The organism is Burkholderia sp. ZZQ-2 (assembly GCF_050768715.1).
Classification (GTDB): domain Bacteria; phylum Pseudomonadota; class Gammaproteobacteria; order Burkholderiales; family Burkholderiaceae; genus Burkholderia; species Burkholderia cepacia.
The window spans coordinates 1-23,834 of the sequence record NZ_LDVA01000342.1 but is presented as its reverse complement, the minus strand read 5'-3'; the positions used below and the strand labels follow the sequence as shown (position 1 = coordinate 23,834).

23 protein-coding genes, 1 tRNA gene and 1 rRNA gene are annotated in these 23,834 nt (G+C 64.7%); 15 read left to right on the top strand and 10 right to left on the bottom strand.

Annotation, left to right across the window (positions count from 1 at the left end; all coding sequences use genetic code 11):
• The first annotated feature begins 256 nt into the window (after positions 1–256).
• The 3 genes from ABY44_RS32645 (at position 257) to ABY44_RS32635 (ending at position 6,782) form a co-directional block, all read left to right on the top strand.
• Positions 257–1,387: a porin gene (locus ABY44_RS32645; RefSeq protein WP_060174938.1), complete on the top strand. Its 1,131-nt coding sequence runs from the start codon at positions 257–259 to the stop codon at positions 1,385–1,387.
• Positions 1,388–1,737: 350 nt separating this feature from the next.
• A complete protein-coding gene (locus ABY44_RS32640; RefSeq protein ID WP_060174937.1) occupies positions 1,738–3,756 on the top strand; it encodes a site-specific DNA-methyltransferase in 2,019 nt (672 codons plus the stop codon).
• Complete coding sequence (locus ABY44_RS32635; RefSeq protein ID WP_060174936.1) at positions 3,756–6,782, top strand: type III restriction-modification system endonuclease; 3,027 nt, start codon at positions 3,756–3,758, stop codon at positions 6,780–6,782. Before ABY44_RS32640 ends, ABY44_RS32635 begins: the two co-directional genes overlap by 1 nt.
• Before the next feature lie 254 nt (positions 6,783–7,036).
• On the opposite strand, the gene ABY44_RS32630 is transcribed toward ABY44_RS32635, so the two are convergent.
• The 5 genes from ABY44_RS32630 to egtB form a co-directional block, all read right to left on the bottom strand.
• Positions 7,037–7,411 carry a hypothetical protein gene (locus ABY44_RS32630; RefSeq protein WP_060174935.1) on the bottom strand — a complete coding sequence of 125 codons (375 nt, stop codon included), beginning with the start codon at positions 7,409–7,411 and terminating at the stop codon, positions 7,037–7,039.
• A 187-nt stretch (positions 7,412–7,598) separates the two neighbouring features.
• Positions 7,599–7,853, bottom strand: a complete 255-nt coding sequence (locus ABY44_RS32625) for a hypothetical protein (RefSeq protein ID WP_059687937.1) — start codon at positions 7,851–7,853, stop codon at positions 7,599–7,601.
• Positions 7,854–7,890: 37 nt separating this feature from the next.
• Positions 7,891–8,196 (bottom strand): hypothetical protein, encoded by a 306-nt coding sequence (locus ABY44_RS32620; protein WP_060174934.1) that lies wholly within the window; start codon positions 8,194–8,196, stop codon positions 7,891–7,893.
• Positions 8,197–8,488: 292 nt separating this feature from the next.
• Positions 8,489–9,502, bottom strand: a complete 1,014-nt coding sequence (egtD, locus tag ABY44_RS32615) for an L-histidine N(alpha)-methyltransferase (protein ID WP_060174933.1) — start codon at positions 9,500–9,502, stop codon at positions 8,489–8,491.
• On the bottom strand, positions 9,486–10,709 hold the full coding sequence (egtB, locus tag ABY44_RS32610; protein WP_060174932.1) for an ergothioneine biosynthesis protein EgtB: 1,224 nt from the start codon (positions 10,707–10,709) through the stop codon (positions 9,486–9,488). The genes egtD and egtB overlap by 17 nt, the downstream gene beginning before the upstream one ends.
• Before the next feature lie 558 nt (positions 10,710–11,267).
• Between egtB and ABY44_RS32605 the strand changes: the two genes are divergently transcribed.
• Both ABY44_RS32605 and ABY44_RS32600 read left to right on the top strand, forming a co-directional pair.
• On the top strand, positions 11,268–11,744 hold the full coding sequence (locus tag ABY44_RS32605) for a carboxymuconolactone decarboxylase family protein (RefSeq protein WP_060084386.1): 477 nt from the start codon (positions 11,268–11,270) through the stop codon (positions 11,742–11,744).
• Positions 11,744–12,625, top strand: coding sequence for a sigma-70 family RNA polymerase sigma factor (locus ABY44_RS32600; protein WP_027788770.1), 882 nt, complete (start codon positions 11,744–11,746; stop codon positions 12,623–12,625). Before ABY44_RS32605 ends, ABY44_RS32600 begins: the two co-directional genes overlap by 1 nt.
• Before the next feature lie 119 nt (positions 12,626–12,744).
• Here ABY44_RS32600 and ABY44_RS32595 read toward each other — a convergent pair whose 3' ends face one another.
• Both ABY44_RS32595 and ABY44_RS32590 read right to left on the bottom strand, forming a co-directional pair.
• Complete coding sequence (locus ABY44_RS32595; RefSeq protein WP_060174931.1) at positions 12,745–13,260, bottom strand: DUF2628 domain-containing protein; 516 nt, start codon at positions 13,258–13,260, stop codon at positions 12,745–12,747.
• A gap of 321 nt (positions 13,261–13,581) precedes the next feature.
• A tRNA-Val gene (locus ABY44_RS32590) sits at positions 13,582–13,658 on the bottom strand.
• Positions 13,659–14,245: 587 nt separating this feature from the next.
• Between ABY44_RS32590 and ABY44_RS32585 the strand changes: the two genes are divergently transcribed.
• The 6 genes from ABY44_RS32585 (at position 14,246) to ABY44_RS32560 (ending at position 17,093) form a co-directional block, all read left to right on the top strand.
• Entirely contained in the window at positions 14,246–14,500 is a 255-nt protein-coding gene (locus tag ABY44_RS32585) for a hypothetical protein (RefSeq protein WP_060174930.1), read from the top strand.
• Between the two features lie 25 nt (positions 14,501–14,525).
• Positions 14,526–14,837: an immunity 53 family protein gene (locus ABY44_RS32580; protein WP_063809894.1), complete on the top strand. Its 312-nt coding sequence runs from the start codon at positions 14,526–14,528 to the stop codon at positions 14,835–14,837.
• On the top strand, positions 14,834–15,016 hold the full coding sequence (locus ABY44_RS32575) for a hypothetical protein (RefSeq protein ID WP_060174928.1): 183 nt from the start codon (positions 14,834–14,836) through the stop codon (positions 15,014–15,016). Before ABY44_RS32580 ends, ABY44_RS32575 begins: the two co-directional genes overlap by 4 nt.
• A gap of 93 nt (positions 15,017–15,109) precedes the next feature.
• Positions 15,110–15,826, top strand: coding sequence for a hypothetical protein (locus ABY44_RS32570; protein WP_124533432.1), 717 nt, complete (start codon positions 15,110–15,112; stop codon positions 15,824–15,826).
• A gap of 16 nt (positions 15,827–15,842) precedes the next feature.
• Positions 15,843–16,760 (top strand): Imm72 family immunity protein, encoded by a 918-nt coding sequence (locus ABY44_RS32565; protein WP_060174926.1) that lies wholly within the window; start codon positions 15,843–15,845, stop codon positions 16,758–16,760.
• A 15-nt stretch (positions 16,761–16,775) separates the two neighbouring features.
• Positions 16,776–17,093: a hypothetical protein gene (locus tag ABY44_RS32560; protein WP_060174925.1), complete on the top strand. Its 318-nt coding sequence runs from the start codon at positions 16,776–16,778 to the stop codon at positions 17,091–17,093.
• Between the two features lie 264 nt (positions 17,094–17,357).
• Here the strand turns inward: ABY44_RS32560 and ABY44_RS32555 are convergent, their stop codons facing one another.
• The gene (locus tag ABY44_RS32555; protein WP_155638026.1) at positions 17,358–17,531 is read right to left on the bottom strand and encodes a hypothetical protein; all 174 of its coding nucleotides are present in this window, start codon (positions 17,529–17,531) and stop codon (positions 17,358–17,360) included.
• Between the two features lie 313 nt (positions 17,532–17,844).
• On the opposite strand from ABY44_RS32555, the gene ABY44_RS32550 reads away from it, so the two are divergent.
• Positions 17,845–18,405, top strand: coding sequence for a hypothetical protein (locus ABY44_RS32550; RefSeq protein ID WP_060174924.1), 561 nt, complete (start codon positions 17,845–17,847; stop codon positions 18,403–18,405).
• A 256-nt stretch (positions 18,406–18,661) separates the two neighbouring features.
• Here ABY44_RS32550 and ABY44_RS32545 read toward each other — a convergent pair whose 3' ends face one another.
• Together ABY44_RS32545 and ABY44_RS32540 are read right to left on the bottom strand one after the other, a co-directional pair.
• Entirely contained in the window at positions 18,662–19,420 is a 759-nt protein-coding gene (locus ABY44_RS32545) for an anti-sigma factor family protein (RefSeq protein WP_060174923.1), read from the bottom strand.
• Positions 19,417–19,938, bottom strand: a complete 522-nt coding sequence (locus tag ABY44_RS32540) for a sigma-70 family RNA polymerase sigma factor (protein ID WP_027788777.1) — start codon at positions 19,936–19,938, stop codon at positions 19,417–19,419. The genes ABY44_RS32545 and ABY44_RS32540 overlap by 4 nt, the downstream gene beginning before the upstream one ends.
• A gap of 156 nt (positions 19,939–20,094) precedes the next feature.
• Here ABY44_RS32540 and ABY44_RS32535 point away from each other — a divergent pair, with 156 nt between their 5' ends.
• The 3 genes from ABY44_RS32535 to ABY44_RS32525 all read left to right on the top strand — a co-directional run bounded on the left by ABY44_RS32535 (position 20,095) and on the right by ABY44_RS32525 (position 23,826).
• Positions 20,095–21,189: a catalase family peroxidase gene (locus ABY44_RS32535; RefSeq protein WP_059694508.1), complete on the top strand. Its 1,095-nt coding sequence runs from the start codon at positions 20,095–20,097 to the stop codon at positions 21,187–21,189.
• The gene (locus ABY44_RS32530) at positions 21,189–21,719 is read left to right on the top strand and encodes a cytochrome b (protein WP_175757937.1); all 531 of its coding nucleotides are present in this window, start codon (positions 21,189–21,191) and stop codon (positions 21,717–21,719) included. Before ABY44_RS32535 ends, ABY44_RS32530 begins: the two co-directional genes overlap by 1 nt.
• A 574-nt stretch (positions 21,720–22,293) precedes the next feature.
• Positions 22,294–23,826, top strand: a 16S ribosomal RNA gene (locus ABY44_RS32525).
• Positions 23,827–23,834: the final 8 nt, after the last annotated feature.

Genomic DNA, 23,834 nt, shown 5'->3' with positions numbered 1-23,834 from the left:
GTCGATTCGTAGCACGAAAGGTTGGCCAGGCCAGCCGGACACCCGGCAGGCCCGCTTGCGCACGCCTGCCCGCGCCGTGATCGTTGCGCGTTCGGTGTTTTCACCGATCCGATTCCCGAGTCCGGGAAAGCGGCGTGAAGGATTGCCCCCTCTACGATGCTAGATGTCGGCCCCCTCGCTGTGGCCGTCAACATCCGGCATACATTGCGTACTGCCAACGAACAGATTTCAATGCGGCAGCTCGGAGGAGACGATCTTGAAACGAAAAACCCTTGCCCTTTCCATCGCGGCGGCAGGCCTGTGCGCCGGTACCCACGCGCAAGCGCAGTCGAGCGTGCAGCTCTACGGCCTGATGGACCTGAGCTTTCCGACCTACCGGACCCACGCCGACGCGAACGGCAAGCATGTGATCGGGATGGGCAACGAAGGCGAGCCGTGGTTCAGCGGCAGCCGCTGGGGCCTGCGCGGCGCCGAAGACATCGGCGGCGGCACGAAGATCATCTTCCGCCTCGAAAGCGAATTCGTGGTCGCGAACGGCCAGATGGAAGACGAAGGCCAGATCTTCGACCGCGACGCATGGGTGGGCGTCGAGGACGAGCGCTTCGGCAAGCTGACGGCCGGCTTCCAGAACACGATCGCGCGCGACTCGGCGGCGATCTACGGCGATGCGTACGGCTCCGCGAGGCTGTCGACCGAGGAAGGCGGCTGGACCAACTCGAACAACTTCAAGCAGATGATCTTCTACGCGGCCGGCCCGACCGGCACGCGCTACAACAACGGCGTCGCGTGGAAGAAGCTGTTCAGCAACGGCATCTTCGCGAGCGCCGGCTACCAGTTCAGCAACTCGACCTCGTTCGCGACCGGCTCCGCGTATCAGGCCGCGCTCGGCTACAACGGCGGCCCGTTCAACGTGTCGGGCTTCTACAACCACGTGAACCACAACGGCTTCAGGAACCAGACGTTCTCGGTCGGCGGCAACTACACGTTCGACATCGTGCGCCTGAACGCCGGCTACTTCCGCTACAACGGCGACCAGGGCCCGCTCGGCCAGCGTCACGACGATTCGTGGACGGTGTCGATGAAGATCGCGCCGAAGGGCGCGCTCGACTACGAGCTCGGCTACCAGCAGATGCGCATCAAGAACGCCGCGAACAACGCCGACGGCTTCACGCCGAACGCGAACCTCGGCGCGTTCAGCCTGACCAACGGCGTCGCCAACGGCTTCAAGGAGACGATCTACGGGTCGGTGTTCTATCACCTGAGCAAGCGCACCGAGGTGTACCTGGCCGGCGACTACATGAAGCTGCACGGCGGCTACACGGTGTCGTCGACGTTCGGCGCGAAGAACCAGCTCGAACTGACGTCGGGCATCCGCACGCGTTTCTGACCTGCGGGCCGGCCATCCGGGCGGGGCTTGCGGTATCCCGCCTTTCCCTCCCTCCGGGATGTCTCCATACGGGCACGCCGGCGCTTCGCGCCGACCGTGCCCTTTTTTTCGTCCTTTCCGCGGCGCTCCGGGGTGCCCGGACAACGGCCGCCGGCCGCCCGTGCGACAACCGGCCCGAAGCCGCTTGCGGCCCGTGGGGCGGGCGATCGCGGCCGATGCGCGCACGCTCGGCCCACATCGGCGCTTGACCTCGGCCGGTCGACTCGATAGCGTTTCGGGTTTGCCCGGGTGGCCATTGCCGCCGGTGCCGTGAGCGCGCCCGACGTCCTGGCGCGCGCGGCCGGGCTCCGATGGAAAAGACGATGCAGAAACTCGATGCGGCCAGCCCGCAGGCGATGTCGACCGATTTCACCGCCGACAACGTCGCGCGCCTGAAGGCGCTGTTCCCCGAACTCGTGACCGAAGGCCCCGGCGGCGCGTCGGTCGACATCGACGTGCTGAAGGCGCTGGTCGGCGATCGCACGGTCGGCGACGCCGAAGAACGCTACGGCTTCCACTGGCATGGCAAGCGCAGCGCGCGCCAGGCCGCGCTCACGCCGTCGACCGGCACGCTGCGGCCCTGCCCCGACGACAGCGTCGCATGGGACGACACGCGCCATCTCGTGATCGAGGGCGACAACCTCGACGTGATGAAGCTGCTGCACAAGAGTTACGCCGGCAAGGTGAAGCTCGTCTACATCGACCCGCCGTACAACACCGGCAGCGATTTCGTCTATCCGGACGACTTCAGCGACAGCATCCGCCACTACCTGGCGATGACGGGGCAGACCCAGGGCGGCGTGAAGCGCAGCACCAACACCGAGGCGAACGGCCGGTTCCACACCGACTGGCTGAACATGATGTATCCGCGGCTGAAGCTCGCGCACGCGCTGCTGTCCGACGAAGGGCTGATCGCGGTGCACATCGACGAGCACGAAGTGCACGCGCTGGTGCTGATGCTGCGCGAGATCTTCGGCGAGGAGAACGAACTGGGCGTCGCCGTGTGGGACAAGCGCAACCCGAAGGGCGACGCACGCGGCGTCGCGTACCAGCACGAATCGCTGGTGCTGTTCGCGCGCAATGCCGAGACGCTGCTCGAACGGGCCCCGCTCAAGCGCCCGAAGCGCAATGCGCAGCGCATGCTCGACGCCGCGCACGACGCTGTGTACCGCAGCGGCAACGCGAAGGACGCGCAAAAGGCGTACCGCGCGTGGATGAAGGCGCAGACCAACCTGTCGGGCGGCGAGGTGATGTACGACCGGCTGTCGGCCGACGGGCGCGTGTACCGTCTCGTGTCGATGGCCTGGCCGAACAAGAAGAAGGCGCCCGAAGAGTATTTCACGCCGCTGATCCACCCGGTCACCGGCAAGCCGTGCGCGATGCCGGCGCGCGGCTGGCGCAACCCGCCCGCGACGATGCAGGCGCTGATCGAGCGCGGCCAGATCGAGTTCGGCGCGGATGAAACCACGCAGCCGCAGCGGATCTACTACCTCGACGAGAACATGTACGAGAACGTGCCGTCGGTGCTGCCGTTCGCCGGCTCCGACGACGCGCTCCTGAAGACGCTCGGCATCCCGTTCGACCTGCCGAAGCCGGTCGATTTCGCGGCGGCCGTGATCGGCTGGTGCACGCGCGGCGACGACATCGTGCTCGACTGCTTCGCGGGCTCCGGCTCGACCGGCCACGCGGTGATGCAGGTGAACGCGACCGACGGCGGCGCGCGCCGTTACATCCTCGTGCAGTTGCCCGAGGCGCTCGACCGCCGCGACAAGACGCAGCTGGCGGCCGCCGATTTCTGCGCGAAGCTGAAAAAGCCGCTGACGCTCGCCGAAATCACCAAGGAACGCCTGCGCCGCGCCGCGCAGCAGGTCGCGCGCGATTACCCGGAAAGCTATGGCGACCTCGGTTTCCGCGTGTACCGGCTCGACACGACCAACGTGATCGAGTGGGATCCGCGCCGCGACGACTTCGATCACGCGCTCTTCGCATCCGTCGAGCACGTGAAGACCGGCCGCACCGAAGACGACCTGCTCGCCGAACTGACGCTGAAGCTTGGCCTCGACCTGTGCACGCCGGTCGAGCATCACCAGGTGGCGGGCAAGACCGTGCACCTGATCGGCCGCGCGATCGTCGCGTGCTTCGATGCGCGCATCACGCGCGACGACGCGGGCCCGCTCGCCGACGGCATCGTCGACCTGCTCGACGCGACCGGCACGACGCACGACGTCACGTGCCTGTTCCGCGACAACGGCTTCGTCGACGACGTTGCGAAGCTCAATCTCGCCGCGCTGCTCGAACAGCACGGCGTGAAGCGCGTGCGGAGCCTGTGATGCGGCTGCATTTCGAAGCGGATCTCGACTACCAGCGCGAGGCGATCGACGCCGTCTGCGACCTGTTTCGCGGCCAGGAATCGTATCGCGGCGACTTCAGCGTGCTCGCGAACGCCGCGCCCGGCACGACGGCCGCCGCGCAAGGCTCGCTCGGCTTCGCGGTGTCGGAACAGGGCGTCGGCAACCGGCTGTCGCTGACCGACGACGCGCTCGCGCGCAATCTCGCCGACGTGCAGCTGCGCGGCGGGCTGCCGCCGTCCGGCCTGCCCGGCTCGCGCGACTTCACCGTCGAGATGGAGACCGGCACCGGCAAGACCTACGTGTACCTGCGCACGATCTTCGAGCTCAACCGCCGCTACGGCTTCACGAAGTTCGTGATCGTCGTGCCGTCGATCGCGATCAAGGAAGGCGTGCACAAGACGCTTTCCATCACCGAGGATCACTTCCGCGCGCTGTACGCGGGCGTGCCGTACGACTACTTCCTGTACGACTCCGCGAAGCTCGGCCAGGTGCGCCACTTCGCGGCGAGCGCGGCGATCCAGATCATGGTGATGACGGTTGCCGCGATCAACAAGAAGGAAATCAACAACCTCTACAAGGACAGCGAGAAGACCGGCGGCGAGAAGCCGATCGACCTGATCCGTGCGACGCGGCCGATCGTGATCGTCGACGAGCCGCAAAGCGTCGACGGCGGGCTCGAGGGGCGCGGGCGCGAAGCGCTCGCCGCGATGGCGCCGCTCTGCACGCTGCGCTATTCGGCCACGCACGTCGATCGCCATCACATGGTGTACCGGCTCGACGCGGTCGACGCTTACGAACGCAAGCTCGTGAAGCAGATCGAGATCGCGTCGGCGATCGTCGAGGATGCGCACAACAAGCCGTATGTGCGGCTCGTCGGCGTGTCGAACCGGCGCGGCGCGATCAGCGCGCGCGTCGAGCTCGACGTCGCGACGGCGGCCGGCGTGAAGCGCCAGATCGTGACGGCCACCGACGGCGACGATCTCGAACGCCTGACCCGGCGCGCGCTGTATGCGGGGCTGCGGATCGGCGAGGTGCATGCGGTGAAGGGCGCCGAGTACGTCGAGCTGCGCCATCCGGAAGGCGAGGCGTTCCTGTCGCTCGGCGAGGCGTTCGGCGACATCGATACGCTCGCCGTGCAGCGCGAGATGATCCGCCGCACGATCCGCGAGCATCTCGACAAGGAACTGCGCCTCGCGGAGCGCGGCGTGAAGGTGCTGTCGCTGTTCTTCGTCGATTCGGTCGAGCGTTATCGCCGCTACGACGAGAACGGTGTGCCCGTGAAGGGCGACTACGCGCTGATCTTCGAAGAGGAATATGCGCGCGCGGCGCGCGTGCCGGCCTACCGTGCGCTGTTCGACGGCGTCGACGTCGCACTCGAAGTCGAGCGTGCGCACAACGGCTACTTCTCGATCGACCGCAAGGGCGGCTGGACCGACACGAGCGAAAGCAGCGCGGCGGCCCGCGAGAACGCGGAACGCGCGTACGGCCTGATCATGCGCGAGAAGGAAGCGCTGCTGTCGTTCGACACGCCGCTGAAGTTCATCTTCTCGCACTCGGCGCTGAAGGAAGGCTGGGACAACCCGAACGTGTTCCAGATCTGCACGCTGCGCGACATCCAGACCGAGCGCGAGCGCCGCCAGACGCTCGGCCGCGGGTTGCGCCTCGCCGTCGACCAGGACGGCGAACGCGTGCGCGACCCGGGCGTAAACACGCTCACCGTGATCGCGACCGAGCGCTACGAGTCGTTCGCGGAGAACCTGCAGAAGGAAATCGAGGCCGATACGGGCATCCGTTTCGGGATCGTCGAGGAACACCAGTTCGCGGCGCTGCCCGTCCAGGAAGGCGACGCGCCCGCGCATGCGCTCGGCATCGAGCTGTCGCGCGTGCTGTGGAATCATCTGCACGAGCAGGGTTACGTCGATGCGCAGGGCAAGGTGCTCGACCGGCTGAAGGATGCGCTGCGCCAGAGCGCGCTGGTGCTGCCCGAGGCGTTCGAGATGCTGCGCGCGCCGATCGTCGCGACGCTGCGCAAGCTGTCGGGCCGTTTTGCCGTGCGCAACGCGGACGAGCGCCGTGCGATCGCGCTGCGGCGCGATGCGTCGGGCAAGGCCGTCGTGTTCGGCGAGGATTTCCGCGCGTTGTGGGACCGCATCCGTCATCGCACCGTGTACCGCGTCGAGTTCGACAACGCGAAGCTCGTGCGCGACTGCGCGGCCGCGCTGCACGACGCGCCGGACATCGCGCGCGCCCGGCTGCAGTGGCGCAAGGCCGAGATCGATATCGGCAAGGCCGGCATCGAGGCGATCGAGGTGGCCGGCGCCGGCACGGTGCTGCTCGACGAAGGCGAGCTGCCGCTGCCCGACCTGCTCACCGAGCTGCAGGACCGCACGCAGCTCACGCGCCGTTCGCTTGCGACGATCCTGGCCGACAGCGGCCGGCTCGACGATTTTCGCGTGAATCCGCAGCAGTTCATCGCGGTCGCGGCCGATGCGATCAACCGCTGCAAGCGGCTCGCGCTCGTCGCGGGCATCGCGTATCGCAAGCTCGGCGAGCGCCATGTGCATGCGCTCGAATCGTTCGAAAGCGAGGCGCTGACGGGTTACCTGCGCAACCTGCGGCCCGACGCGCAGAAGTCGATCCACGAAGCGGTCGTGTGCGAGACGGACGCGGAGCGCGCGTTCGCCGATGCGCTCGAGGCACACGACGGCGTGAAGCTGTACGCGAAGCTGCCCGCGTGGTTCCGCGTGCAGACACCGCTCGGCAGCTATCACCCGGACTGGGCCGTGCTCGCGGAGCAGGACGGCGGCGAGCGGCTGTACTTCGTCGTCGATACGCCGAATACGGACGGCCATGTGCCGAGCGAGCACGAGCGTGCGAAGCTCGCGTGCGGCGAAGCGCATTTCCGTGCACTGGTGGACGGCGACGGCGCGGCGCGCTTCGTGCGCGTCAGGCTGGCCGATGCGTTGTTCGAACCTGCGGTGCCGCTGGCAGGCGCCGGGCGGTGATACGAAGGGCGGCGATGAGCCGCCCTTTTTTCTGCGTTGGTGAGCGTGCCGGACACCCTCTCGGCGCCCTCTTCACGCGCCGGTTTCTCTTCCGTCATCCGCGTGAAGGCGATCCGTGTTCCTGCGCGAGTACGACGCGGTTACGGCTGGTTGCAAATCGGGTCGGCACGACGTTTCCGCGCGACGGCGGCGATGCGTTGCCTCGATGAAAAAAGGGCGCCGAAGCGCCCTTCTCCCGCATGCGTGCGCCGCGCTTACAGCGTGCGGCCGAATGCGTTGTGATGCGAACGATGCGTGGATGTCGACGCATGCGTGGCATGGCCATGCGCATGCCCATGCGTGTGACCATGACCCGGCTGCACGCCGGCGCGATCGGCGATCGTATCCGAGCGGTCGGCTGCGCGCGACAGGCCCTTGTCGCGGTCCCCCGCGTGCATGCCGTTCGAGTTGCTCAGCGCCTGGCCGCTCATGTGGCCGCCGGACATGCCGCCCGCGTTGCCGCCCGAGCCGCCTGCGCCATGACCGCCACCGTTGCCACCGCCATTGCCGCCGGCCGCCGCGTAGGCGGACACCGAGCCGAGCGCGAGCAGCGCGGCCGTCAATACGGACAGATATCGTTGCTGTTTCATCTTGTGCTCCCTGGAGCGCGTTCGTGTGACTGCATTCTATGAACGCGCCAAATTTGCGCCACACGACGTTGTAAATGATCGTAACGGTGCGCGCGGTGCACATTCGTCGGATCAATCCGGGTGTTGCATGAACGGGGAACGAAGCAGGCGGTGGCGGCGCGTGGGCGCCGCCCCGGTGGTGAAGTGCTTACTGCGTGGGCTGCATGCCCTGCGCGGCGGCCTTGTGCTGCGCGGCCTGCTCCTGCGCCTGCTTCTTCGCCATGTGGTGGCCGACGATACAGCCGCCGACCGCACCGACGACCGCGTGGTGCCCCGCGTAGTGGCCGGCGACCCCGCCGACCACCGCACCCTTCATGCAGCCCGCCGCATGCGCGCTGCCGATCGTTGCGAGCGCCACGACAGCGGCGGCGGCACACAGCCTGATGTGACGAATGGGCATCATGTTGTCACTCTCCTCTCGTGGTGATCAGCCGGGCCGCTTAGTCCCAGCGGCCGCCGCGCCAGCCGCCATGGTCGCGCCACTCGTGCTCGCGCCATTCACGGCGGCGCCATTCGTGTTCGCGCCATTCGCGCCGACGCCAGCCATCGCCACGCCAGCCGTCATCGCGGTAGCCGACCGGCGCGTACATGACAGGCGGCGGCGGCGCGACGTAGACCGGTGCCGGCGCCGCGTAGACGCCCGGCACGCCGATGCCGACCGACAGGTCGACGTGGGCCGACGCGACGCCCGAGGCTGCCAGCGCCGCTACACCGAGAACTGCACCGAGAATAAGTTTCTTGCTCATCTCGCGACTCCCTGCACGTGTCGTGCGTCATGTGAATACGGTTCGGAGTCTAGGCACCGGACACAGACACAGGTGAAACGGGTATGCGAGACAGGTAACGGACGTTTACGGATGCCTGCAAAGCCTTGCGGGACAAGGGAGAGGCCGTACTCGAAACACCGTTGCGGCAATGCATCGGGCCGGTAAAAAGGGCGTTTCGGCACGAAACCGGGCGATTCGATCGAGCTCGCCGGCGTGCGCGGGACGCGAACCGCCCGCACCGCGCGGCGCGAGCGGTTCGCAACAGCAGGCGTTACGCGCGGATATCGTCGACGCTGCGCAGCCAGTGCACGCTGAACAGGTTGTCCGCGTCGGTCCACACGGTATCGGGCGCGAATCCCGCGCGGCGCGCGATCGCATGGAAGCCGTCGATCGTGAACTTGTGCGAATTCTCCGTATGGATGCGCTCGCCGGCTTCGAAGCGGAACGTGTGGCCGCGCACGTGCACCGTCTGCGCGACATCGCTGACGAGATGCATCTCGATGCGCTGCCGCTCGCTGTCGTAGAACGCGCAATGCGAGAACGCGTCGACGTCGAAATCCGCGCCGAGCTCCGCGTTCGCGCGCACCAGCAGGTTCAGGTTGAACTGCGCGGTGACGCCCTGCGCATCGTTGTACGCGTCGTGCAGCGTGCGCGCGTCCTTCACGAGATCGGCGCCGACCAGCAGGCCGCCGCCGCGCAGCAGCCGTGCGGCATCGCGCAGGAATGCGTCGGCTTCGTCCCGCGAGAAATTGCCGATCGTCGAGCCCGGAAAGAAACCGATGCGCCGCGCCGGTGTCGCGGTCAGCGCGGCCAGTTGCTCGGCCTTCGTGTAGTCGGCGGCGATCGGCGCGACGTCGAGCCACGGATAGGCCGACCGCAGCCGCGCGGCCGCGCCATGCAGGTAGTCCGCCGAGATGTCGACCGGCACGTAGCGCGCCGGCGCGTTCGCATAGTTGCCCGCGAACGCGTCGAGCAGCACGCGGATCTTCTCGAGCGAGCCGGCGCCGAATTCGACGAGTTCCGCATGCGGGCCGACGCGCCGCACGATCTCGGCCGCGCGATCGCGCAGGATGCCGAGCTCGGTACGGGTCGGGTAATACTCCGGCAGTTCGCAGATGCGATCGAACAGCGCGGAGCCGGCCGTATCGTAGAAGTATTTCGGCGGAATGCTGCGCGGCGTGCGCGACAGTCCGTCGATCAGGTCGCGCTCGAACGCGCTCGGCCGCGAATCGCGGGCGGGTTGCTGGCCACCGCTCGTGGCCGTCTGGTCAGACGTCTCGCGCAAGTCGCACCCCCGTGAATTGCCAGCGCGCGGCCGGCGGAAAGAAATTGCGGTACGTCGGCCGTTCGTGCCCGGGCGGCGTCGCGATGCTGCTGCCGCGCAGGACCTGCTGGCCGACCATGAACTTGCCGTTGTATTCGGCCGCGACGCCCGCGAGCGGCCGAAAGCCCGGGTACGGCTCGTAGGACGAACGCGTCCATTGCCACACGTGCCCGAGCATCTGCCGGATGCCTTCGGCGGGGAACGCGGCTTCCCATTCGAATTCGGTCGGCAGGCGGGCGCCGGCCCATTCCGCGTACGCGGCCGCTTCGTAGAAGCTCACGTGGCACACCGGTGCGTCGGGCGCGAGCGGTTCGATGCCGTGCAGGCCGAACGTGCGACGGACGCGCGTGGCGGCCGCATCGTCGTCGTCGGGCAGCCAGTACGCGGGCCCTTGCCACCCTTCCCGCTGCACCGTGGCCCAGCCGTCGGACAGCCAGAACTCGGGGCGGGTGTAGCCGCCGTCGGCGACGAACGCCGCGAACTCCGCGTTCGTCACGAGGCGGTTCGCGATCTCGTACGGCCGCACGAGCGCCGTATGACGCGGCCGTTCGTTGTCGAACGAGAACGCATCGCCGTCGTGGCCGATCTCGACGAGCCCGCCCGGCTGGTGAAGCCAGTGCAGCGCGCCCGCATCGCCCGCGGCCATCGCGTCCGCGTCCGCCCCGTTGCGCGGCCGGAACGCCGGCTTCAGCGGGTTGCACGAGAACGCGTGCAGCATGTCGGTGACGATCAGTTCCTGGTGCTGCTGCTCGTGATGCAGGCCGAGCACGATCTCGGGCGCGATCGTATCGAGCAGCGCCGCATCGGCACCGGCGAGCGCGCGCAGCATCGCGTCGTCGACGTATTGCCGGTACGCATGCACCTCGTCGAGCGACGGGCGCGTGAGCAGCCCGCGCTGCGGCCGCGGATGGCGCGGGCCGAGCGCTTCGTAATAGGAATTGAAGAGGAACTGGAATGCGTCGTCGAACGGCGCGTAGCCGGGCACGCGGCGCATCAGCACGACGGTTTCGAAGAACCAGGTCGTATGCGCGAGATGCCATTTCGTCGGACTCGCGTCGGGCATCGACTGCACGGCCTGGTCTTCGGCGGACAGCGTCGCGGTCAACGCGACGCTATGGGTGCGCACGTCCTGGTAACGGCGCTGAAGCTGTGATGCAAGGAGGCTCATCGGTTTACCGTCCACGTCGCGATTCGCTGCGTTGCGTTGCCGGAAAAGGGAAAGCCTTGCGCATGATGCGCGCGGCTGACGTGCAACCTGCTGCTGCGTCGACGGGCAGCCGGCGCGCGCGCCGGGCCGCGAATGCGGCGTCACTTCATCTGCCCGTGCAGAACAGTATGGTCCAGAAATGTGAATGCTGCGAATCGGGATGCCAGTGAAACGCGAACGAAAGAGAAATGAAAGTGTTGGCTGCGCGCGTGTCGCACGCGTGACACGCCGGGCAGGCCTGCCGGTTCGGGCGTAAACGCCGTGCGCGACGCGCTGGTCCGCGCAGGCGGGCTGCTGACGCCCCATGACATCCGCGCAGCGATCGTGAGTGAATGCCCCGAGATGCCCGGATTTGTCTGACGAACGTGTGCGTGCGCCGCGACCGGCACGACGATGAACCGCCCCGCCCTTCGTCCGGGTCCGCGGCCAAACGCGCTTCGAAAAAATTTTTCGCCGATGTCACACACGCGGGGGGCTCGCTCGTCATGTCACCGGAACCCACACGAAAGGAGAAGGACCATGACTGCGAAACTCAATCCGTTTGCCGCCGCCCCCGCACTGATGAAGAACTGGATGACCGTATCGGTCGCCGCTGCCGGGAGCCTCGAGCCGACGCTGATCGAGCTCGTCAAGATCCGCGCATCGCAGATCAACGCGTGCGCGAACTGCATTAACATGCACACGGCCGAGGCGCGCGAGCAAGGCGAGACCGAGCAGCGCATCTATCTGCTTGCCGCGTGGCGCGAAGCGCCCTGCTACACCGACCGCGAACGCGCGGCGCTCGGCTGGACCGAAGCGCTCACGCGGCTGTCGGAGGGCCACGCCGCACACGAAGCAGCCTACGCGGCGCTGAACGACCACTTCAGCCAGGAGGAACAGGTGAAGCTCACGCTGATGATCAACGTGATCAACGGCTGGAACCGGCTCGCCGTCGGCTTCGGGCTGTGGATCGACCCGGCCGACGCGAAGGCCGCCGCCGCGAAGATGGTGGCCTGATGGCGACCCTCGACCCGGCCAGGGGCAGCGCCGAAGCACAGGCCGACGCGGCGGCGAGCTTCGACCCGCTGCGTCGCACGCTGATCCGCGTTGCGTACCGGATGCTCGGTTCCGTCGCGGATGCCGAGGACATGGTGCAGGAAGCGTTCATCCGCTGGATGGACGTCGACCGTACCGAGGTGCGCGTGCCCGAGGCGTTCCTGCGCCGCATGGTGATGCGCATGTGCCTCGACCAGCTGAAGTCCGCACGGCACCAGCGCGAGACCTATATCGGCCCGTGGCTGCCCGAGCCGGTCGTCGAGGAAGACGAACAGGAAGACGTCACGCTGCCGCTGCTGCTCGCGCTCGAACGGCTCTCGCCGCTCGAACGCGCGGCGTTCCTGCTGCACGACGTGTTCGGCCTCGAGTTCGACGAAGTGGCCACGACGATCCAGCGCGACCCGGCCGCGTGCCGGCAGCTCGCCGCGCGGGCCCGCACGCATGTGCGCGAGGCGCGGCCGCGCTTTCATGTCGAGAAACAGCGCGGGATCGAATTGGCGGAAGCGTTTTTTGCCGCGTCACGCAGCGGCGACATGCGCACGCTCGGCGCGATGCTCGCCGAGGACGTGAGCCTGCATTCGGACGGTGGCGGCAAGCGCTCGGCGGCGGGCAAGCCGGTGTTCGGCTTCGAACGCGTGATGAAGGTGCACGAGTATCTGGCCGAGCTGTTTGCGACACATGCATCGAAGCTCGTGCGTGCCGGGTTCGTCAACGGGCTGCCGGGTTTCGTCACGCTGGAATCCGATGGCGAGCTGCAGACCACGGCGCTCGAGATCGAGGACGGAAAGATCGTCGCGATCTATGTCGTGCGCAATCCTGACAAGTTGAAGCACCTGCATTGAGGGCGGCGGGATTGCGCGTCGGGTGCCGTGCGCAAGCACGGCCGCGATGCGCGCTGTTCACCGTCCTGCCGCCCTGCTTTACCGGCCGCCGGTTCGTGCTCGCGCTCGTACTCGTGCGATCAATACGTGCCGACCACGACGTTGCGGATCACGATCATCAGGAAGCCGAGCAACGGCGTCGCGATCGCGAAACCGGTCGCCGCGAGCCAGTTCGTGCCGCCCTGCGCTTCCAGCAACGCGAGAAACGATTCGCGCGACGTCGCGTTCGGGCGCAGCTTGTCGATCCGGCGCTCGACGTGCGCCTTGTAGAGGCCGTTCCCGTACCAGCCGAGCGAAACCGCGATCCCGATCGTGACCGGGTCGAGCGTGCTCGATTCGAAGTATGTCGGGAAGAACAGCAGCTCGACCAGCGTGATCGCGAGCGACGCGCCGAGGACAGCCGCGGCCTGCCAGTACATGCATCGATACGCCATCCAGACCGGGCCCAGGAAACAGGCTGCCCAGTTCCACGACTGCCGGTTCTTGCGCGACGCGGCGATCGTCCATTTCCGCTCGAACCAGGCAGCCTTCTTGCCGACATAAGCGGCGATTTCGTCGTTGCTCGCTAGCGATGCGGCGGTCGTGACGTCGGACATGGTCGGGTGCTCTCAGTCGCGCGGGTCGCGCGTTGTTGTTTTGATGTGGTCGGGTGCGGTGAAAATCGAACGGAGCAGCCGCTTCGGTCGCACACGATTCTACCCGCCGTGCAGCGCAGGTCGTAGCGTCACGGGCCAGGATGTCGGTGGAGATGCGATGCCGTGGATCGCGCAACGCATCGGGGCGATATGCGTCGTTTCGCGTTGTTTCGGCCGGAAAAAGAAAAACGCCACGCGAGGTTGCCGCGTGGCGTTTGTATGTTTGGCGAGCCGCGTTGCCTGTAGGCAATTTGCGCTGCCGGACCCCTTCATTTTGTTCGTTGGTAGGCTCGATTGGATTCGAACCAACGACCCCCACCATGTCAAGGTGGTGCTCTAACCAACTGAGCTACGAGCCTAAGAAGCCGCGAATTATAGAGAGGGTTTTTGAGGAGCACAAGCCCTTTCGTGAAAATTTTTTGAATCGGCGCGTGCGGGGGCAAACGATCGACGGTGCCTGGCGATGCCGGGCACGTCGCCTTCACCGCTTCGCATCACAGCAAAACGTGTCGATGCGCGGTGATGTTATCCACATTGCCCTCTGGATAACCGTCCGGCAAGCCTCTGGATTCACAGTGGAACGATTGAGGATATGTCGGCGAGTCTGTGAATCGACGAAAAGTTGTTCTGTGCTGCGCGGAGCTGTTCACGTGCGACACCCATGGTTATGCATCCCGCTTCGCGCTGAAAATTCAGTGCGTTACGGAGGTTATCCACTGTGAGGCACAGCGCTTGTTAACTATCACTACGTATATATACGAACCCTGTTAACACCTTTGGATAAGCACAGTCCGTCGACTGTGATCCGCCCGGGATATGCACTGCGTGCGGCGAACAGAAGAACGAATCGGGAAGCTGTGAAGCGCGTGGGTGATGTGCGAACCGTCATGTCTGTAGAATCGCCGGCATCGAGGATGCAAAGACCCGGCGGACAGGCTCACGACACATGACCGATTCTTCGTTGTCCAGGCTCGACACGCTCGACATCGACACAGTCGTACATCGAATGCAGCAACATCCGGGCGACATCGTGTTCGAGCAACGCGTGTCGATCCCGGAAGCCGACGTCCTGTGCTGCCGCTACAAAGGCGAGCGATTCAACGTGAAGTTCGATCTCGGCTACGGGGTGTTTGTCGATCGCGTCGGAAAGCTGTCTCGCCAAGACATCGAAGACATCGTCGGATGGCTCGCAACGGTGTGAACCGGATGACGAGAGGCACAGGCACATGATTGATTCTTTGACTGCGCTGCAGCGCTGGTACGAATCGCGTTGCGATGGCGTCTGGGAACACGCGCACGGCATCGAGGTCGTCACGCTGGACAATCCGGGATGGAAGGTAAAGCTCGACGGCGCGACGTCCGGCAAGGTGATCGATCTGTCGATCGAGCGCGACGAGTCGGACTGGATATCCGTGCGCGCGACCAGCGCTGAATTCGCCGGCTACGGCGGCCCGGGCAATTTGCCGGAACTCCTCGCGCTCGCGGTCGAGTGGATTGACTGGCGCGCGACGAACGACGAAGGACAAAGCGATCGATGAAGGCACCTGTCGACGAAATGCTGGTGACGGAGATTGCCGGCCGTGTTGCGGTTGTCGTGACCGAGGTGGTCGCCGTCGCCGATGGGCTGGCACGATTGGGCTTCGCTCGGCAATCCCGTCGCGGGGAATGTGCGATCGCCTGGCGCGGGCCGAGACAGTGCGTCATCGAAACGCGATGAATGCGGTGTGCGATCGCTCGATGTCTTCCACGGTGCGACGAAACCGAAGAAAGAACAGGGCGACGCAAGCGGCGCTCGCAACTGGAGTGAGTAATGGGACCGATCGTTTGCCATCGACACGGACGCGCTTCCACGGCGACAACGTCGAAGGGTGTGGACGCACGCATCAGGCTGCGCGCACAGTGTGTGCCCGGCGAACTCGTGAAGGTCTCGCTCGACCGGCCGAGATACAGCCGGGAGATGTGGATGTTGCGCGCGGAGCTCGACGAGCACGAGGTCGATGCGATCTTCGTCGATCGGGTCGCGCACGTGAGGGCATTTCCGAAGATCGCGGCATTGGAGCGCTTGCGCGCCTATGTCTGTCTGGCGTGTCTGGACGAACTGCTCGTGCGTTCCGGCGAGGTGCCTCATCAACCGACGACGAAAGAGCAGGCGTTCGATACGTCCGTCGTCGCGGCGAATGCAAAGTGGCCGAGCGATTTCGCGCGATGCGAACTTCACGGGCTGATCCGGCCGACGCGGTCGTCGCCGGATATCGAAACGGCGATTCTCACGATCGATGTAATCCGTGATTGTCACGTCGTGCGGGTGATCGATGCCCGTGTGAAGCACGAGCCCAAGTATTGGTTCGACGAAGCCTTTTTGCGCAAGGTGCTCGGGCCGGATATCGACATCGTCGATTCGACGTTCCGGATCGACGACCCGGCCATGTTCGTGCGGCTGCGGGACGCCGGTGAGTATGTGTGTCCGGTGTGCCTGCGGGAGGTGTTGAAACGCAGCGGCCTGGGCGATGACGCTGCGCCGGCGTGAACGCAAAGGAGAGGGCATGACGGGCAGGCAACCGGCGCCGTTTGCGATCGAGCAGTACGACATGACGGACGACGCTACCCGGCGCAAGATTTTCTGGCTGCTGCAACGCCTGACGAGCCTGTCGCTCTGGACGCGCAAGCGCGAGGCATTCGAGCGCTTCGCGAACGCGTACGAGCATGCAGTGAACACGTGGCCCGATGACGATCCGGATGGCATTCATGACAAGCACTTTCCGATCATCGCCGACATTCTCGCGGCTTACGATCGAGGGCTGACCGAGCTGGCTCGAGGGAACCGGATTGGCTGGCGGAGCGGTGGGCCGTTCAAGCACGTGTACCGGCAATACCGCCTTCTGGACGCGTATTTCTACCCTAATCCCGATTACTGGGATCGCGGTGGGCAGATTGCCCCATACCCGCCGAAGATCGACGCGCTGGCCCGACTGCTGCACGCATCGGAATACCAGATGGAGTATGCGCCGTTCGATTCGGACGATCGAATCGGCAACCTCGCGCGTCTGCGCTCGGCAAGACAGCTGTTGTCCCCGGATGCCCATGAGCGCAACTTCCACACGCTTTCGTACCCGGTGTTTCCGGAGGAGCTGCCCGCGGTTCCAGAAGCGGTGGGCCCGGTCATCTGGACCGGCCGGAAAGTGCCTTGCGACGGCATCTGGGAGCCTGTCGTCGTCAAATGGTCGAGGCGGCCGGGCCTCGTGCCGATCGTCATGCCCGGTTTGCGTAATGGAGGTTGCTTCAATTACTTCACTCGGGGCACGCGTGCGCCGCACCTGACGGACGAATTCCCGGGATTGTTCATCCCGACGTGCTGGCGATTGTTATGGGAAGACCGGCGTTACGTGAACGGCGTCATTCCCGACGAATCGCAGTATTTCCTCGAGCCGCGGCAAGCGCCGCAGGCGAGCCCGAACCCGTGATATCCGGAGAACGCCATGAGCAAGCTGAATTTCGGCGAGGTCGATCGATGTTCCGTCCGGCTCAATACCGCGACGCTGCTCGGCCTGAAGGCCGCCTATGACGACTTCGCGCAAACCGGGCAGGATCCGCGCAACTTCGAGATCTGGATCACGGACGAAAGTGCCGCGACAGTCGATCCGAAACCGGACGACCACGTCATCGGCGTGACGTTTCTGGCGAAGATGCCTCCCGGCATGCGCGGGCTCGGCAATGCGAGTCCGCTCGGAACGTCGATGGGATACGTCATCTCCCCGGAGACCGGCGAGATTCTCAAGGTTCATCTGACCAAGTGACCTGGGCGGCGGTGAAGGTGGTCAGCCTTCGTATGTGGGTAACCGCGGCGCAAATGACGTGAAATGCTGTGCGAGCAATAGGTGAGCATGCGCTCGGATCGCAAGCGGAGGGCGGATCCCGGCGAATTCTGACCGTGACAAGCCGATCCGGATACGTGAGCCCGCGACTGAGTGCAGAAATGCCGGCTCCACGATGCGAGCGCGGGGGAAAGAGCATCACGTTCGTGCGCTTGCCGACGTGCCGCATGTGGACAACCTTCACGCTCAACCAGTCGAATCGCTGTGCCTCGGACAGGTGAGCGCCATGCACTCGACCGTGTGAATCAGCCCGAATGCCTTGTTGGACAGGGTTTTTCCGGAATGGAGCAGGTGATGGGGAGAATGTTCGCGCGATCCGCCGTGATCGAGTGCCATGTGGATATCGAGCAGCCAGGACACTCGAAATCCTGTGCATTCAACGGGTGAGGGTACGCGAATGTGGTGAGGATGTTTGCGTCACCTCCCGGGTTGTGGATATCACGCATCCACGCAACTCGAAACGCTGTGCAGACCCAAGGTGAGCGAACCGAACGATATCAGCATGTAGCGTCACCACGATCAAGCTGACCGGCCTCCACGATTCCCGGTGCGGTTCAGACACCGACTCGACTGGCGTCGCGAGAGAAGGCGGCATATACCAGGACAAAGTCGCACGGCGAGGATGATCGTTCGCTATGCTGCCGGTGACAACGCACCTATCCATCGGATACACATGAGCGCAACTGCGCGGATCATTCTCAAAGCCATGCTGAGCCTCCCCATTGCCTTTGGGCTCGCCTATCCCCTTATCCATCCTTCAGAAGACGGTGGCGTTCTCGGCGAAATGGAGAGGCTTGGGACAATCGGCGGCATCGTCGTCATCACGGTTTTCCTGGCTCTGGTCTATGCCTACGCGAGCGACCTGAGGACTACCCTGAAATCGGTCAACCAAGGATCGCGTGCGGCCAAACCCGACAGCGTCTGGCTCATGTTCCTCTTGCCGTACAACTTCATCGAGGATTTCTTCATTATTTCCAACGTTGCGAAGTCCCTGGAAGCGGAGTCTCGTATCAATCCGGCGCTGTCGGGTCTGCGCTCGTTCGGCCGGATCAGTGGCATCGGGTGGTGTCTTGCGCAGGTTGTTTCGTTGATACCCGATACCCTTGGCTCCATCGCCGGTGGCGTTGCAGTTTTCCTCTGGGTTTGGCACTGGGTGTTCGTACGTCGAGCGAACAAGATGCTTGCCGGCAGCCAGGTCTCGGTGGCGACTCTACCTGGACGGACAGGATCGTAGCCTTCCTTGGAAGCCGGATCGCTTACCCGTGATCGATGTGGACATCCTGCTCCGCAGCGACTCGAAACCCTGTGATTCCCAAAGGTGAGGGCACCGGAGCGGCTTCGATGTGAATAACAGCCAGGGAAAGTCAGTCGAAACACTGTGCAAGCGAGCGGTGAGCGTGCGCCCGTTCAAGCCCGCGGGGCCGCGCCACAAAACACAAAACGCGCTGGCGGCCGCCCCCAACCGCCAACCGGGCGCGCATCCTGCTACTTCAAGTCTGCCGATCGAGCGCCTGCACGACCGCTTTCTCCGCGAGGCTCCCGGCCGGCCCGACCACCGCATAGTTGAGCCCGTTCACCGACCCGTACCGCGCGAGCAACGCGCCATCCACACGTTGCCCGGCCGGCAGCAGGCGATGTTTCGATTCTGCCGGCCGCAGATAGAAGCTCAGCGTCCGCCCGGCCTCGTCTTCATAGAGCACCATCGCAGCCGTGGCCCCGCTGTCCGTCGTGAACAACCGCCCACCGACCGGCCTGAACCCCGCAGCGCTCAGATCCGGCAGCCGCGCCGATGCCCCGACGCGCCGGGTGAGCCACCCCTGCAAATCGCCCGCACCGGTCGGCCGGTAATCCACCTTCGCCGTCTGATCGACCACCATCATCCGGTAAGCCTCGACTGCATCGCTCATCGGTGCGATGGGCGGCGCCGCGTTCCATCCGCGCGCCTGCCATCCGCCGAATGTCCCCAGCCCGACGCAGAATACGAACGAAGCCGCGATCGCGAACCGCATCCGTGTGCGCTCCGCCTGCCTGCCGCGAATGGCGGCAGGATCCAGCGCAAGGTTATCCGCCGGCATCCGCACGCTTTCCAGCGCGGCCCGCAACCGCTGCGCATCCTGCTGCCATTGCTTCACCTGTTCCGCGCGCGCCGGATGCAGCGCGAGATAACGCTCGACCGCGGCGCGCGCATCGTCGTCGAGCTGGCCGTCGACGTAGGCCTGGAGGTCGTGTTCGTTCGGAGGCGTGTTCATTTCTTCATCAATCGCAAAGAAGGAGCAGGAAGCTCGCCGTCGCTGAGCTGGCGCAGCGCCTGGCGCGCGCGGGAGAGCCGCGACATCACGGTGCCGATCGGCACCTCGAGCAGGTCGGCGACTTCCTGATAGGTGAAGCCCTCGACCGCGACGAGCAGCAGCAGGCTGCGCTGTTCGTCGGAGAGCCGGCCGAACGCTTCGAGCGTCGCGCGCGCCGCGAATTCGCGTTCGGCGGACGGCCAGTGCGCTTCGTCGTCGTCGCGGATGCGCCCGAGCAGCCACGCGTAGCGCTTCGCGCTGCGTTTGCCGTCGAGAAACTGCCGGTACAGGATCGTGAAGAGCCAGCTGCGCAGCGACGCGTCGTCGCGGCGGCTCGTCCAGCGCGACAGTGCGCGCTCGAGCGTCGACTGGACGAGATCGTCGGCCGCGTGGACGTCGCGCGCGAGCCAGAGCGCGAAGCGTCGCAGCCTGGGGATGAGTTCGCGCAGTACATCGTCGTCGAGGGCGGTAGAGGGCATGGCCGGGCCGGTTGCCGAATGGGTCGGGATGCAGCGTAGGACGCCGGTGGGCGCCGCGTATTCCACCAGCATAGGAAAAAAATTTTCGTGGAATAAAGCGGCGCGGGTGGCGTCCTACGCGGGTTCGACAATGACCTGATGGTCGGGAGCACATTCATGGAGCGATCTTCTTCCTCTTCTTCGCCGCAGCGCGAGCCCGGGCGCGGGTGGTGGCGCTGGGCCGCGATCGGCGGCGCGGTGGCCGGCGTGGCCGTGGCGTTCGGGTATGTCGGCGGATGGCTCGCGCCGGCGCGTCTGACCCCGCACCGGATCGTCGACGCATTGCAGACGGCCGGCGGCGGCATTCACCCGGGCTTCCGGCGCAATCACGCGAAGGGCGTGTGCGTGACCGGTTACTTCGAAGGCAACGGCGCCGCGAGCGCATATTCGGTCGCGCCGTTCTTCAAGGCGGTGCGCACGCCGGTGGTCGGGCGCTTCGCGTTGCCGGGCGGGAACCCGTACGCGCCCGACAGCAGCGTGCCGATCCGCAGCCTCGCGCTGAAGCTCACCGCGCCCGATGGCGAGCAATGGCGAACCGGGATGAACGCGATGCCCGTGTTTCCGGTGGCGACGCCGCAGGCGTTCTACGCGCAATTGATGGCGACCCGGCCCGATCCGAAGACGGGCAAGCCCGACCCGGCGAAGGTAAAGGCGTTTTTCGGCGCGCACCCGGAGGCGGGCGCGTTCCTGCAATGGGTGAAGGGTGCGAAGCCGAGCGCGAGCTACGTCACCGAAAGCTATTACGGATTGAACGCGTTCTACTTCGTCGACGCGGCCGGCAAGCGCCAGGCGGTGCGGTGGCGCGTCGTGCCGGAGCAGACGGCCGGCGCCGGCGACGTCGCGACGGCGGCGGACCCGAACGTGTTGCAGCAGGACGTGACGCAGCGCATCGCGGCGGGTGCGCAGAAGTGGAAGCTGCTGGTCACGCTGGCGGAGCCCGGCGATCCGGTGGACGACGCCACGAAGGTCTGGCCCGCGCAGCGCACGACGATCGACGCGGGCACGCTCGTGCTCGACCGCGTGGAGGCGCAGGACAGCGGGCCGTGCCGGGATGTGAATTACGACCCGACGGTGCTGCCGCAGGGGATCCAGGTGTCGGGGGATCCGTTGCTGGCGGCGCGCTCGGCTGCTTATGCGGATTCGTATCTGCGCAGGACGAGTGAAGAGGCCGGTGTGGCGGGTGTGGCCAGGTTGAGTTCGGAGGGACGGTGATGAAGACTTCTGCGACGTTTGGTTTGCCCGCGAGGGTGCTGCACTGGGTGATGGCCGCGATGATCATCGCGATGCTGTTCATCGGGGTGGGGATGGTGGCGTCCGTTTCCGGGCGGCATGAGGTTCTGGTGGCGATTCACAAGCCGCTGGGTGTGGCCGTGCTGGTGCTGGTGTGCGTGCGGATCGTGGTGCGGGTGTTGTCGAAGCCGCCGGCGTTACCCGAGGATCTGCCGTGGTGGCAGAAGGTGGCCGCGCACGGATCGCATCTCGTGCTGTATGCGCTGATGGTCGCGATGCCGCTGATCGGGTGGGCGATGTTGTCGGCGGGCGGGTATCCGGTGACGTTGGGCGGCGGCGTGCAGCTGCCGGCGCTGGTGTCGGCTGATCCGGTGACGTTCGCCTGGCTGAGGGTCGCGCATCGCGTGCTGGCCTATCTGTTCTTCCTGACGTTCCTTGCGCACTTTGCGGCGGCGCTGTATCACGGACTGATTCGGCGGGACGGTGTGGTGAGGGCGATGGTGGGGCGGTAACTGACGGAAGGTTGAGTTCGCGGCGGCGGGGCGGTACACGGGCGACCGGGGCTGCTCTTGCCGTGCCGCTTATATATGACCACTGGGTAGGCTCGGCTACTCCCGGCATAGCATGTCAAAAATATTTCACGAAAGGGGTTGCGGAGACGGGGGCAGGTGCTTAGAATCACGCCTCTTTCGCGCTAACGGAAACGCAGCGCGGGGGAAGAAGGGAAGCGGTGCTGTTGAAGTTGGTTTTAGCAACTCCAGTACATACGAAATTAAACCGTAGTCGTCGCAACGAAGTAGTTAAAAAAGTTGTTGACGAGTTTTAAAAAACGGTTAATAATCTCGCTTCTCTGCTGCTGAAAACGCAGCGCTGCTGAGAAACGCGAAGTTCCTCGCAGATTGCTCTTTAAAAATTAACAGCCGATAAGTGTGGGCGCTTGATGGAAGCGAGCTGATCTTCGGATCAGATAGCAAAAGTATCAAGAGTCTCACACTAAAGTAAGTCAGGTTTATGAAGTGATTCATATTCCTGTCAGCTTTGAGTGAGCGACCGGTTCTTAACCGAACCGAAAACAGTAACAGGTTTAAACTGAAGAGTTTGATCCTGGCTCAGATTGAACGCTGGCGGCATGCCTTACACATGCAAGTCGAACGGCAGCACGGGTGCTTGCACCTGGTGGCGAGTGGCGAACGGGTGAGTAATACATCGGAACATGTCCTGTAGTGGGGGATAGCCCGGCGAAAGCCGGATTAATACCGCATACGATCTACGGATGAAAGCGGGGGACCTTCGGGCCTCGCGCTATAGGGTTGGCCGATGGCTGATTAGCTAGTTGGTGGGGTAAAGGCCTACCAAGGCGACGATCAGTAGCTGGTCTGAGAGGACGACCAGCCACACTGGGACTGAGACACGGCCCAGACTCCTACGGGAGGCAGCAGTGGGGAATTTTGGACAATGGGCGAAAGCCTGATCCAGCAATGCCGCGTGTGTGAAGAAGGCCTTCGGGTTGTAAAGCACTTTTGTCCGGAAAGAAATCCTTGGCTCTAATACAGTCGGGGGATGACGGTACCGGAAGAATAAGCACCGGCTAACTACGTGCCAGCAGCCGCGGTAATACGTAGGGTGCAAGCGTTAATCGGAATTACTGGGCGTAAAGCGTGCGCAGGCGGTTTGCTAAGACCGATGTGAAATCCCCGGGCTCAACCTGGGAACTGCATTGGTGACTGGCAGGCTAGAGTATGGCAGAGGGGGGTAGAATTCCACGTGTAGCAGTGAAATGCGTAGAGATGTGGAGGAATACCGATGGCGAAGGCAGCCCCCTGGGCCAATACTGACGCTCATGCACGAAAGCGTGGGGAGCAAACAGGATTAGATACCCTGGTAGTCCACGCCCTAAACGATGTCAACTAGTTGTTGGGGATTCATTTCCTTAGTAACGTAGCTAACGCGTGAAGTTGACCGCCTGGGGAGTACGGTCGCAAGATTAAAACTCAAAGGAATTGACGGGGACCCGCACAAGCGGTGGATGATGTGGATTAATTCGATGCAACGCGAAAAACCTTACCTACCCTTGACATGGTCGGAATCCTGCTGAGAGGTGGGAGTGCTCGAAAGAGAACCGGCGCACAGGTGCTGCATGGCTGTCGTCAGCTCGTGTCGTGAGATGTTGGGTTAAGTCCCGCAACGAGCGCAACCCTTGTCCTTAGTTGCTACGCAAGAGCACTCTAAGGAGACTGCCGGTGACAAACCGGAGGAAGGTGGGGATGACGTCAAGTCCTCATGGCCCTTATGGGTAGGGCTTCACACGTCATACAATGGTCGGAACAGAGGGTTGCCAACCCGCGAGGGGGAGCTAATCCCAGAAAACCGATCGTAGTCCGGATTGCACTCTGCAACTCGAGTGCATGAAGCTGGAATCGCTAGTAATCGCGGATCAGCATGCCGCGGTGAATACGTTCCCGGGTCTTGTACACACCGCCCGTCACACCATGGGAGTGGGTTTTACCAGAAGTGGCTAGTCTAACCGCAAGGAGGACGGTCACCACGGTAGGATTCATGACTGGGGTGAAGTCGTAACAAGGTAGCCGTATCGGAAGGTGCGGCTGGATCACCTCCTTTCCAGAGCT